General features: G+C 30.2%; 11 protein-coding genes. 8 read left to right on the forward strand and 3 right to left on the reverse strand.

Annotation, left to right across the window (positions count from 1 at the left end; translation table 11 throughout):
* Positions 1-74: 74 nt before the first annotated feature.
* Complete coding sequence (gene guaA, locus H2279_RS02155; RefSeq protein ID WP_337195439.1) at positions 75-1,610, forward strand: glutamine-hydrolyzing GMP synthase; 1,536 nt, start codon at positions 75-77, stop codon at positions 1,608-1,610.
* Here the strand turns inward: guaA and H2279_RS02160 are convergent, their stop codons facing one another.
* Positions 1,611-2,168 carry a class I SAM-dependent methyltransferase gene (locus tag H2279_RS02160; RefSeq protein ID WP_337195440.1) on the reverse strand — a complete coding sequence of 186 codons (558 nt, stop codon included), beginning with the start codon at positions 2,166-2,168 and terminating at the stop codon, positions 1,611-1,613.
* A gap of 159 nt (positions 2,169-2,327) precedes the next feature.
* Between H2279_RS02160 and H2279_RS02165 the strand changes: the two genes are divergently transcribed.
* From H2279_RS02165 to H2279_RS02190, 6 genes are all read left to right on the forward strand, one after another.
* Positions 2,328-3,788: a hypothetical protein gene (locus tag H2279_RS02165; protein ID WP_337195441.1), complete on the forward strand. Its 1,461-nt coding sequence runs from the start codon at positions 2,328-2,330 to the stop codon at positions 3,786-3,788.
* Between the two features lie 235 nt (positions 3,789-4,023).
* Positions 4,024-5,274 carry a phosphoribosylamine--glycine ligase gene (gene purD, locus H2279_RS02170; RefSeq protein WP_337195442.1) on the forward strand — a complete coding sequence of 417 codons (1,251 nt, stop codon included), beginning with the start codon at positions 4,024-4,026 and terminating at the stop codon, positions 5,272-5,274.
* Entirely contained in the window at positions 5,271-5,723 is a 453-nt protein-coding gene (locus tag H2279_RS02175) for an RDD family protein (protein ID WP_337195443.1), read from the forward strand. The genes purD and H2279_RS02175 overlap by 4 nt, the downstream gene beginning before the upstream one ends.
* Positions 5,713-7,764 carry an LPS-assembly protein LptD gene (locus tag H2279_RS02180; RefSeq protein ID WP_337195444.1) on the forward strand — a complete coding sequence of 684 codons (2,052 nt, stop codon included), beginning with the start codon at positions 5,713-5,715 and terminating at the stop codon, positions 7,762-7,764. Before H2279_RS02175 ends, H2279_RS02180 begins: the two co-directional genes overlap by 11 nt.
* Positions 7,765-7,832: 68 nt before the next feature.
* On the forward strand, positions 7,833-10,001 hold the full coding sequence (locus H2279_RS02185) for a polyribonucleotide nucleotidyltransferase (protein WP_337195445.1): 2,169 nt from the start codon (positions 7,833-7,835) through the stop codon (positions 9,999-10,001).
* Positions 9,998-10,483, forward strand: coding sequence for a DNA-deoxyinosine glycosylase (locus H2279_RS02190; protein WP_137623954.1), 486 nt, complete (start codon positions 9,998-10,000; stop codon positions 10,481-10,483). Before H2279_RS02185 ends, H2279_RS02190 begins: the two co-directional genes overlap by 4 nt.
* Here the strand turns inward: H2279_RS02190 and H2279_RS02195 are convergent.
* Entirely contained in the window at positions 10,480-11,643 is a 1,164-nt protein-coding gene (locus H2279_RS02195; protein ID WP_137623953.1) for an MFS transporter, read from the reverse strand. The genes H2279_RS02190 and H2279_RS02195 overlap by 4 nt on opposite strands.
* A 54-nt stretch (positions 11,644-11,697) precedes the next feature.
* Here H2279_RS02195 and H2279_RS02200 point away from each other — a divergent pair, with 54 nt between their 5' ends.
* Positions 11,698-12,153 (forward strand): low molecular weight protein-tyrosine-phosphatase, encoded by a 456-nt coding sequence (locus H2279_RS02200; protein WP_337195446.1) that lies wholly within the window; start codon positions 11,698-11,700, stop codon positions 12,151-12,153.
* A gap of 3 nt (positions 12,154-12,156) precedes the next feature.
* On the opposite strand, the gene H2279_RS02205 is transcribed toward H2279_RS02200, so the two are convergent.
* Positions 12,157-13,014 (reverse strand): 1-aminocyclopropane-1-carboxylate deaminase/D-cysteine desulfhydrase, encoded by an 858-nt coding sequence (locus tag H2279_RS02205; protein WP_337195447.1) that lies wholly within the window; start codon positions 13,012-13,014, stop codon positions 12,157-12,159.
* Between the last annotated feature and the right edge of the window lie 11 nt (positions 13,015-13,025).

Consider the following 13,025-nt stretch of genomic DNA (forward strand, 5'->3'; position numbering starts at 1 on the left):
ATACACGACTTATGAACAAAATGGCTCTATAAAAAGCATTAAAAAATATGAACAACTCAATAGGTGGTGATATAATGAAAAAAGCAGATATTTTAGTTTTAGATTTTGGCTCTCAATACACACAATTAATCGCTAGAAGATTAAGAGAACAAGGGGTTTATGCGGAAATTTTACCCTTTAATGTAAGCTTAGCTGATATTAAAGCAAAAGAACCTAAAGGCATTATATTAAGCGGTGGTCCAGCAAGTGTTTATGCAACCGATGCTTATTTTTGCGACAAAAGTGTTTTTGATTTAGGTTTGCCTATTCTTGGAATTTGTTATGGTATGCAACTAATGGCACATCATTTTAGCGCTAGTGTTGCTCCAGCAGGACACAAAGAATATGGAAAAGCAACCATAGAAATTCAAAAAGATAGTGCATTATTTAAAAATTTACCTAAAAAACAAACCGTATGGATGAGTCATTCTGATAAAGTAGAAAATTTACCTCAAGGCTTTGAAGTTTTAGCAACGAGTGAAAATAGTCCTTTTTGCGTCTTTGCTAATGAAGAAAAGAAATTCTTTGCTTTGCAATTTCACCCAGAAGTTCAGCACAGCGAATTTGGTAAAAACATTTTGAAAAATTTTGCTAAATACGCCTGTAATTGCGAAAGTGTTTGGAATATGGGCTCTTTTGCTAAAACTCAAACAGAAAAAATTCGCGAAGAAGTTGGAAATGATAAAGTTTTATGTGCTGTAAGTGGTGGGGTTGATAGTAGTGTTGTGGCAGCACTTTTATCAAGTGCGATTAAAGAACAAGTCATCGTTGTTTTTGTCGATAATGGCTTATTACGCGCTAACGAACGTGAACAAGTAGAATTTATGTTTAAAAACACACTAAAAACAGATCTTATAAGCATTGATGCGAGTGAAATTTTTCTAAGTCGTTTAGCTGGAGTAATCGATCCTGAACAAAAAAGAAAAATCATAGGAAATACCTTTATAGAAGTTTTTGAACAAGAAGCAAAAAAACATAGCGATGTTAAATATCTCGCTCAAGGCACTCTTTATACCGATATCATTGAAAGTTCAGTCATCGGCGCTAGCAAGACTATTAAAAGTCATCACAACGTCGGAGGCTTACCTGAAAAAATGAATCTAAAACTTATCGAACCTTTGAAAGAAATTTTTAAAGATGAAGTAAGAACCTTAGGTTTGGAACTAGGTTTAAGTAAAGAAGTGGTCTATCGTCATCCTTTTCCTGGACCTGGCCTTGCCATACGCATTATGGGTGAAGTTAATCGCCCTAGTTTAAATCTACTTAGACAAGCAGATTCTATTTTACTTGAAGAATTAAAAAGTACTGGTTGGTATGATAAAACATGGCAAGCATTTTGTGTGCTCTTAAATGTAAAAAGTGTCGGTGTTATGGGAGATAATCGCACTTATGACAATACTATTTGTGTGCGTATTGTAGATGCAAGTGATGGAATGACCGCAACTTTTTCACATCTACCTTATGAAATTTTAGAAAATATCAGTCGTCGTATTATCAATGAAGTAAAAGGAATCAATCGCGTAGTTTATGATATATCAAGCAAGCCACCTGCAACAATAGAATGGGAGTGATTATTTCTTACAATAATACACTATGGCCGGTGGGATATTTTGCCACACTATTTTTGAAATTTTAACTTCACTAAAAAGTTCAAATATTTTTAAACGAAAAGCCCTACTCGAAGGGCTTGGAATTATATAAGCAAAAGTGGTAAAATATCCACCTTTGGATAAATTTTTATAAATTGCGTTTAAAAGCTTTTCTTGTTCATGATTTTTTAATAAAGCCCAAGGAATTCCAGAAACTACAACATCTACATTTGACATAGATCTTTGATATAAAAAATACTCTAAATTCTCGGCATTTCCAATTTGCAAATCTAAATTTTCATATTTTTTAGAAAGTTTTTGTGCCATTTGATCATTAATTTCTATCGCAAAAAATTTAGCATCCTTATGTTTTCTTTGAAGTATGGCTTCTGTAAATGCTCCTGTTCCTGGTCCTATTTCAACTATATTTTTAACATTTTCTAAACCTATATTTTGAGTGATTGCTTTTCTTAATTTTTTAGAACTAGGACACAAAGCTCCCACTTGTTTAGGATTTTTTAAATAATAATAAAAAAACATAATTATCCTTTAAAAAAATAAAATATCCTAAAAAAATAATAATTATAAAAAAATATGTGAAATTAATGTGAATTTTAATAATAAAAATCTTAAATCTATTATTAAAATTTTATAAAAATAAAGTTAAAATATCCTTTTAAAACATTTCAAGGATGAAATATGCACGGAAAGATAGCTATCTATATGGACTCTACAGGACGAGGGACTGTTACCAATTCAGCAAATACCTTTTTTGATTTTAATCGTCAAATTTGGAATGATAAGAAAAGTATGCCTACAGTTGGAATGTTTGTGGAGTTTAGAACTCTTTCAGCTGAAAATAAAAATGCAAATGGAGCACCTGCTCCTGTTAATAAAACAATTACAAGTATAAGACCTTCTAAATTTCAAGAATTTAAAGAAGGAGATTTTATTACAGAAAATGATTTTTGGAAAACAAATGATGATGATGAGTTGGAAGATTTGCAAAATTCAAGAAGAAGTGCTTATGTTACAGAACTTTATAGAACCATAGATTTTGATTCTATTGAGAAAATTCCTTTATCTTTTACCATTCCTCAAGCTATACAAAAATATTTTGCTCACGAAATTTTATCTGTAGAAACTCTACAAACAAATTTAGAAGATGAAAAAGATATTCCGTGTATTTTAGATTATGTAATCATTAAAAGATTTTTATTTAAGGCTTATGATACCCTTATTTTCATGGATAACTCTATTGACCAAACTCAATTTAATGCCTTAAAAAGCATTATGATGCACCTAGAAAATTCTTATAAACAAATAATTGCAGATCGTAAGCCTAATATAACTAAAATTTTTAACGAAACTTTTTTATCTTTACAGTGTCATTATCAAGCTCTTATAGCAACTATAGACACCAAAAAAAATAGACTCGCATCCATTGAAGCTCAAATGAAAACCTTGCAATCTGAAATTAATCTTAAATCTAAAGCGGCTAATCCTGATCAAGAAAAAATTAAAGCACGTCAAGAAAGATTAGAAAACCTTCAAAAAGAATCAGAAGGCTATAAAACCTCACTTAAAAGATTACAAGCTCTTCAGGAAGACTTTTATAAAAAAAATTATAATATTTTTGAAAATGCTTTTAAACTTTCTCGTGAAAAACTTTTTAAAAAAATAGTTACAGGGCTTAATCTATGTGCTACAATTATGGATATTAAAATTTGGCATTTATCAATAAAATCTTCAGGGGTAAAAAATTCTTATTTTTCAATGGCTAATATAGAAAATTCTTTTTGTTCTCTTTCTTTTGCAGAGCATTATTTAAGCAGGTTAAATAAATCAGCTCTTAATCCATTTGATCAAAAACTTTTAATTTATATTCAAAAAATCGCAAAGGAACAAAGGAGAAAATTTTTAGTTGTTACTTCAGATTTGGATTTGCTTTGCAAATTAAAAATTGAAAATTTTGCTCAAAATCCTTATTATATCGTAAAATATGCTCCTAAAAAAGTTAATTATCAATCCTTAATGCGTGATAATACTTTTGATATTGTTTATATTGACGAAAAGCACGTTTGGGAAAGTGTGGCAGATATTATATTGCAAGGAAAACATTTTGATAAAACAGGAAAAACCAAATTTAAGCTTATTTAAAACGTAAGTTTAAGCTAAATTAAGCTATAATTTCGTGCCTAAACGGTACGCGAATTTTTAGTGATCCAACACATTTTTAATTACTGTGAGTGTGCGATTTACCGTGTCTGTGGCGTCGTTTGAATTTCGAAAGAAGTGAGAAGTTGCAGCCTTTAAAAATCGCCTAACGGTTTTCTTTTGACTTTTTGGGGTCAACTTTAATAGCGGCTGTTTGGGTTTTATTAAAGGAGAATAAATGAAAATAATGATTTTAGGCAGCGGTGCTAGAGAATATTCTATCGCTTTAGCTTTAAAAAATATAGATCAAAATTTAAATTTTTTCTTCTCCCCTGGAAATGGTGCAACCAAAAGTCTTGGCACAAATATCAATCTTGAAAAACCTTTAGAATTAGCAAATTACGCAAAAGAAAATGAAATTGATCTTTGTATAGTAGGAAGTGAAAATTTTTTAGCCCAAGGGATTGTAGATATTTTTAAACAACATAATCTTGCTATATTTGGACCAAGCAAAGCTGCTGCTATGCTTGAAACATCAAAATCCTTTATGAAAAATTTTCTTCAAAAATATCAAATTAAAACGGCTAAATTTTTAAACACCAATAATTTAGAAAAAGCCAAAGAATTTATTTCAACCTTAACACCACCTATAGTTGTAAAAGCAGATGGATTGTGTGCTGGAAAAGGAGTGATTATTGCACAAACTCATGAAGAAGCTATTGACTCAGCTTCTAAAATGCTTAGTGGGGAAAGTTTTGGAGATGCTGGAAAATTCATAGTAATAGAAGAATTTTTAGATGGATTTGAACTTAGTATTTTTGCAGTCTGTGATGGGGATGATTTTGTTTTATTACCTGCAGCTCAAGATCATAAAAAACTTCTTGATCAAGATAAAGGTCCAAACACCGGTGGAATGGGAGCTTATGCACCTAGTTCTTTAGCCAGTGAAGATTTGCTTGAAAAAATCAAAAAAGATATCATTATTCCTACTTTAGCTGGAATGAAAAAAGAAGGTAGTGAATTCAGTGGGGTTTTATTTATAGGAATTATGGTTGTCAATCAAGAACCTTATGTTTTAGAATTTAATGTGCGTTTTGGCGATCCAGAATGCGAAGTTTTAATGCCTTTAATTGAAAATCCTTTGGAATTAATTTTAGCCACAACCCAAAAACGTTTAAAAAATACAAAAATAAATATAAAAAAAGAATACGCCGTCGGAGTTGTTTGTGCTAGTGAAAATTACCCATATAAAAGTTCTAAAAAAACAGAAATCTCTATAAAAAATATTCCAGAAAATACCCATATTTCTTATGCTGGAGTTAGCTTAGATAATGATAAATTAATGGCCGATGGAGGGCGTGTTTTAGTCTGCGTTGGTGTAGGAAAAGATATAAAAGAAGCACAAAAAAAGGCTTATGAGCTTTGTGAAAATGTTGAATTTAAAGGAAAACAATTTAGAAAAGATATTGCTTATCAGGTTATCCAATGAAAGAAGATTTAGCCACTCGTTTAGAACGTGAAAATTTAAGTATTGCTAGTTTTAAAAAAAGAGTTTTAGCTTATTTTATAGATAATTTTATCCTTTCTTTTATTATTTATATCATCTTTTATACTCCTTTATCTCAAGCAAAAGATTTAATGGAAATGATTGAAGTATCACGTAATTTCAGCTTTAGCTTTATTTTAATTCACTTGATATATCAAATCATTTTTACCTATTTATACGGTGCAAGTTTAGGAAAAATGATATGTAAGATAATCATTTTGGATGAAGATCTTTTAGATAAACCCAACTTAATTCAAAGTTGCATAAGAGCTAGTGTTAGCGAGCTTAGCAATAGTGCATTTTTTTTAGGATTTGCATGGGCTTTAAGCAATGATTTGCGTAAAACATGGGAAGATTATGCAGCAAAAACAGTAGTGGTCAATGTGGCGTAAATTTTTATTTTTATGTTTTACAAATATTGCTTTAAATGCAGCACAAGTTGATATTTATGCGCTAAATGCAAAGAAAGAAGGAGATATACTCACAGCAAAAAATGATGTAGTTATCTTTTCAGATTTTTATTTCATCACTGCAAATAAAGCAATATATAACGAAAAAAGTGGAGATATAGAGCTTTTTGGTGATGTTAATATTTTAAGAGGGCAAAATGAACGATCGCATTCAAATTATGCAAAAATAAATTTAAACTCCAATGAAGCACATTTTGACAATTTTTTCTTTTCCAATAACAATTTAGAAGTTTGGTTTCAAAGCAAACAAAGTTATTTAAATGATAAAGTTTTTGAAAGCAAAATTTCTTCAGTTTCTAGTTGTAATGTTGAAGATCCAGATTGGGAAATTCGATTTTCCAAAGGCTGGTTAAATAGAAAAAATAATTTTGTTCATCTATATAATGCAAGATTATATGTTAAAGATATACCTATATTTTATTTGCCTTATTTTGGATTTAGTGCTGATACACACAGACAAAGCGGACTTTTAATCCCTAAAATTGTTCTAAAAAGAGGCGAAGGTCTATACTATGAACAACCTATTTATATAGCAACAGATGAAAATTGGGACTTACAATTTAACCCTCAAATTAGAACCAATAGAGGTTTTGGACTTTACTCTACTTTAAGATTTGTAGATTCGCCTTATTCCATGGGAGAACTTAATTTCGGAGGTTTTAGAGAAAAATCTTCTTATTATCACAAAGAAAATTTAAAAAATAAAACTCATGCTGGTGTTGAACTAAAATATACTAGGGATGATTTAGTTAAATCTTTATTGGGGGATAATTTTCAAGAAGGGCTATGGATTGATGGAATTTATATTAATGATATAGATTATTTTAATCTTAGCTCAAAAGATACTTACGATCTTAATTCATTAGTCACCTCTAGGATCAATTATTTTTTAGCTGATGAAAACAATTATTATGGAGCTTATGGAAAATACTATATTGATACCTCTAAATTAAACAATAAATCAACCTTGCAAGAATATCCAAGCTTTCAGTATCACCGATTTTTAAATAATTTATTTGATGAGCGTTTGCGTTATTCTTTTGACGCAAGCTTTCATAATTTTTATCGCCAAGTAGGTCCTTATGCTAATCAAATTAATTTAGAATTGCCAATTTCATACCATAATGCTTTTTTTAATGACTTACTTCATTTCACTTTTACAGAGCATCTTTTTGCCTCTTTTGTTAATTACACCCATGATCCTAGAAAAGATCATGAACACTATTTTCAAAATACCCATAGCTTTAATTTTTATACAGATCTTTCAAAAAATTATGGATATTTTTTTCATACTTTAAATTTTGGCTTAGAATATTCACTGCTTGGAGCAAAATCTGGAAATATTAGCGAAAATTATCTTGAAGAATCCACCACTCAAAAAGACGATCAAATCAATTTTTATACAGTTCAATATTTCTACAATGATTTGGGTCAAAAAAAATTAAAACATAAATTCAATCTCGAATACTTAAGCAAGCAACACCACTTTGATCAATTAAAAAATTTAATAACTTATTACTATAATGATTATATCAATTTAAGCAATGAAACATTTTATTCTTATAAAGAGCAAAGATTTACCAATGTGATCAATCAAATCGAATTTAGCACTAATTTTGATTTTAATTGGAATTTTTCTCATGCTTATCAAAATAACGAATATGGTAAATATAATTTCATAGGAACTCACGCAAATTATATCATAACACCAAATTACAATTTATTTGGAGGAATTTGGCTTGACACTCAAAGAGCACATGCAAATATGTGGGAATTTGGATATACTTTCCAAAGAAAATGTTGGAATTATTCTTTGATGTATAGAGAAAGAATTGATCCACAGCTTACAAGTGCTGGAATTACTGCTAAAAATCAAAGCGGAGTTTATTTTGTATTTAATTTTTACCCAATAGGTGGAATTAAATATGATTTTTCATTAGCTGAAACTGAAAATAAAATTTAAAGGAAAGATACTTGCTGAATATTTTTAAAAATTTAACCCATTTATTATCTGGAAAAAAAGGACAAACAATGCAATACGAAATTCAAGTGAATAAAAATATAGAAATCTTTGATATAGATAAAGTGGCAAAACAAGCCTCCGGTGCTGTTTTAATGAGACAAGGAAAAAGTGTTATATTAGCAACAGTTGCAAGAGAAGAAAAACTAGTTGAAGAGGATTTTTTACCCTTAACCGTTCAATACATAGAAAAAGCTTATGCCGCAGGTAAAATTCCAGGAGGTTATGTCAAAAGAGAAACTAAGCCAACTGATGCTGAAACTCTTACAGCTAGAATCATAGACAGATCTTTGCGCCCACTTTTTCCAAAAGGATATGCCTATCCGACTCAAATTGTTGTTATGGTTCTTTCAGTAGATCCCCAAACAGACTTACAAGTAATGAGTTTAAATGCTGCTAGTGCGGCACTTTATTTGAGTGATATTCCTATAAAAGCTCCAGTTTGTGGGGTTCGTATAGGACGCATAGATGGTAACTTTATCTTAAATCCTAGCCATGAAGAACTAAAAAAAAGCACTTTAGATCTTTATGTTTCTGGAGTAAAAGATGAACTTTTAATGATAGAAATGAGAGCTTTACCAAGTGATGAATTTGCAATGATAGAAATCAAATTTCCAGATAATCAACCACCTATTCAAATTGTACCAGAAAATACTCAAGTTATGAATGAGCTAAGTGAAGATGAAACTTTAGAAGCTTTAAATTTGGCTCAAAAAGCCATCTTAGAAGGATCAAGTATTTATGAAAAAACTTTCATGAAACACAAAAAAAATAATCCTATAGAATTAAAAGATGAAATCGAATATCCAGAAATTTTCACCTTTTTAGAAAATAATTTTTATAATGATATTAAACAAGCTATCAATCAAATGGCGAAAAGTGAAAGAGCCAGCGAATTAAATAAAATTGCTAAAGAAATTATGAAATTAGATATCGCCAAAGATTGGGACGAAGAAAGCGTGCTTGGTACTTTAAATAAAGTCAAACGCAATATCATACGCTCTCAAATTCTAAATGAAGGAAAAAGAGCTGATGGCAGAGGCTTAAAAGAAGTAAGACCTATTAGCATAGAAACAAATATACTTCCTAACGCCCATGGATCTTGTCTTTTTACACGGGGTCAAACTCAAGCTTTAGTTGTAGTAACTTTAGGCGGGGATAATGACGCCCAAATGATAGATTTACTCAATGAAAAAAATCCTGTAAGCGAACGTTTTATGGTAAATTATAATTTTCCAGGTTTTTCAGTGGGCGAAGCTAGTCCTATTAAAGCACCAAGCAGAAGAGAATTAGGACATGGAAATTTAGGAAAAAGAGCTCTATATCCAAGTGTGCCACAAGATTATCCTTATGTTATCCGCTTAGTCAGTGAAATTTTAGAAAGCAATGGATCAAGCTCTATGGCTACAGTCTGTGGAGGCTCTTTAGCCTTGCGTGCTGCAGGAGTTCCTAGCTTAGATCTGATTGCTGGAGTTGCAATGGGCTTGATTTTTGAAAACGATCAATTTGCAGTTTTAACCGATATCATGGGGCTTGAAGATCACGATGGGGATATGGATTTTAAAGTTGCTGGAAATAAAAATGGTATCACTGCTTTACAAATGGATATTAAGCTTGGTGGAATAGATCAAGAAAAATTAAAAATCGCTCTTTATCAAGCCAAAGAAGGAAGACTCCATATTTTAGATATTATGGAAAAAGCGGCAAAAGAAATTGTTGTTAATGAAGAAATTTTACCAAAAATAGAACTGTTTAATATTGAGCCATCTAAAATTGTAGATATTATAGGTCAAGGTGGTAAAACCATCAAAGAAATTATAGAGAAATTTAATGTATCCATCGATCTTGACCGAGATAAAGGCGAGGTAAAAATTTCAGGCTGCGATAATGAACAAATTATGGCCGCTAAAAATTATATTCTAAATATCACAACGTCTCATAAAACTCATAAAAAATCACTAAAAGAAAAGAAAATATCAGAATTTGAAATCGGCCAAGAATTTGAAGGAATGGTTAAAAAAATCACTCAATTTGGAGCCTTTGTAGAGCTTAAAGACGATATAGATGGTTTGCTTCATCATTCTAAAATAAAACATTTAAATATCAAAGAACAAGATATTTTAAAAGTAAAAGTAAGTGAAATTAAAAATGGCAAAATTTCTGTGGATTTATGCGAATGAGTGATTTTCTCACTCATCCTTTAAAACCTTTTTTTGATAAAAATTCTAAAATTTTAATCCTAGGATCATTTCCTTCAATCCAATCTAGAAAAGATGGCTTTTACTATCAACATCCAAGAAATAGATTTTGGCCTATTTTTGAAATTTTATTCTCGGTAAAATTATCAAGCATAAAAGAACAAAAAATATTTTTAAAAAATCATAAAATAGCCCTTTGGGATATACTTCAAAGTTGTAAAATAAAAAATTCCGATGATAAAACCATAAGTTATGCTAAGGCTAATGATTTAAATATTATTTTTAATCATGCCCAAATAGAACACATCTTTACTACAGGAAAAAGTGCTTATCATTTTTTTAAAAAATTCTATCCCAAATTAGATGCTATTGCTTTACCATCCACTTCCCCTGCAAATTTAAATTTTTCCCTTGAACAGCTTATAGCTGAATATGAAAAAATCAAAGAAATTTTAAAAAATTAAATATGCTTTCTAAACAATAAAAAAATTAAAGCATTGAGTATAAAAATAAAACACATGAGAATAAAAACCATTTCTATTTTAAAATAAGCTGTTATTACTCCTCCTCCAAAGGCTCCGCAAAAATTGCCTAAAAATTGAAATGTTTGATTAAGGCCGAAAATAACACTCAAATTTTTTGCACTCACGCTTTTTTTAAGCAGAGCATTCACACAAGGCAAAAGACCGCCAAGTGCTACCCCTATTAATAATCTTATAAAAATCAACATATAAACATTTGTGGCTAAAGACTGCAAATAAAAACAAATTCCACAAAATATCAAAGAAGAAAAAATTATCTTAACCGGATTTATTTTATCCGCAAAACTACCAATTCTCGGTGCAAAAAACAAATTACTCACACCACTTGAAGCCACAACAATTCCAGCCCAAAGAGCTAAATTGCCCCCTTGGTGAATTTTTTCTACAAAAATACTTAAAATAGGCATAACCCCAAAAGTTCCAAACTGAATGATAAAAGTTGTGATAAAAAGGATAACAATAAGAGTTTTATTTTCTTTTTTCTTATGAGTGTATTGCTGAATTTCTTTGTTTTTCTTATCCTCATGGATGAAAAAATAAATTGTCACAAAAGAACAAGCAATCAAAAATGCTATCAGATCAAAAACAGTGCTGATGCTTAAAAACTCAGCGACAAACCCACCAAACAAAGGTCCTATCAAACTACCACTAACCGAAGCAGTAGAAAGAGTGCCCAAAGCGTAAGCTACTTTTTCTTTAGGTGCAATCACTGCTATAAAAACAACACATGCTGATGTAAAACCAGAAACAATTCCCGTTAAAGCACGTATTAAAACTACTTCTGTAGCACTATGAGCAAAGCTAAGCCATAAGGTTAAAATTGACATCCCTAAACTCGCACGAAGCAACATATTTTTATAACCATATTTTGCACCTAAAAAAGTCCAAAGAGGTGAAAAAATAGCCATTCCAAGCGGAGTTACGCCAAAAGCAAGTCCTGAATAAAATGCAATATCATTGGGATTAATATGCCCTAATTCTTTTATATATAAAGGCAAAATAGGAGCAATTTGACTTAGCCCCATGCTTGTAGTAAAAACTCCAAACCAACATATCCACAAAGTTTTATTGAATTTTTCCATAGTTTTATTGTATGATACTTTTTATAATTTTTGATTAAAACACAAGGAAAAAATGTGAAAAAAATAACCTTTATATGTTTAGGAAATATATGTCGCTCTCCTATGGCTGAATTTGTCATGAAAGATTTAATCAAAAAAAATAAATTAGAAGAACTTTTTTTCATTACCAGTGCAGGCACTTCAGGAGAACACGATGGTGAAGGGATGCATTTTGGTACAAAAACCAAACTTCAAAGTCTTAATATCGAGCATCCAAATTTCAAGAGTAAAAAACTCACGCAAAAACTCTGTGACGAAAGTGATTTTTTAATCACTATGGATAATTCTAATTTTAACAATGTTTTAAAAAAATTTAATAATACTCAAAATAAACTTTTAAAAATGACTGATTTTGCTTCTGATTTGGGTTATGATGAAGTTCCTGATCCCTGGTATAGTGGAAATTTTGATGAAACATATAAAATCATTTCTCTAGCTTGTAAAAACCTCTTAGTATATCTAAGAAAATAAAAACTATTTAAAACCCTTAAAAGCATATCTTTGCAGCATGGAAGCATTGCCCAAAATGCCTCCTTGATGTATATAAAGCAAAGGCTTTTCCCATTTTCTTTTTAACGCAACGCTTAGGCCTATCATATCATAAAGCAAGTCAAATTCTATAGAACATTCTTGTTTTAATTCTTTATAAAGTTGGTAAATTTCTTTATAAGGTTTTCCAAAATGGTATTTTTGATTTTTTTGCAAAATTTGTAAATTTTTAAAATCATAATCTTGCATTAGCTCTAAAATTTGTTTTTTTAAATAATCCTCATCACCAACACATGCACAAGTAAAAACTTTAAATTGAGAATGTTTAGCCAAAAAAGCGGCAGAAGTTCCTGTGCCAGATGGTAAAAAAATATCAAATTCTAAATTCAATTCCAAACTTTGTTCTTTAATTTCACTTGCTAATTCTTTATAGCCTTGTTCTGCATTTAAATTAGCCACACCTTGTTCTATAAAAATATCATCTTTATTGCACAAAGACAGGGCATATTCTTTTAGATTATCATCAGTTTCTATGATTTCAGTCTTATTTTTTAAAGCTAAAGCATAGTTGCCGCATGGATTTTCTTTAAGATAGGATGGAATTTTTTTACAGATAAAAATAAATTTTATATTTCTTTGAAAACAAAAAAGACTAAGTGCAGCCATTGCATTACTCTGAATGCCACCATAACTAATAAAACGCTGATGTTTGGTATAGGTTTTAGAAGAATAAAAGGCAAGTTTTCTAGCCTTATTACCATTGATTTCACCTAATAAATCATCACGCTTTACATAAAATTCAAAACCTTTAAAACAAATTTTATCAATGGTAGATTTTAGCATCTCATGAAATT

The sequence above is a fragment of the Campylobacter sp. B0100352/1 genome (assembly GCF_020135855.1).
Lineage (GTDB): Bacteria > Campylobacterota > Campylobacteria > Campylobacterales > Campylobacteraceae > Campylobacter_D > Campylobacter_D taeniopygiae.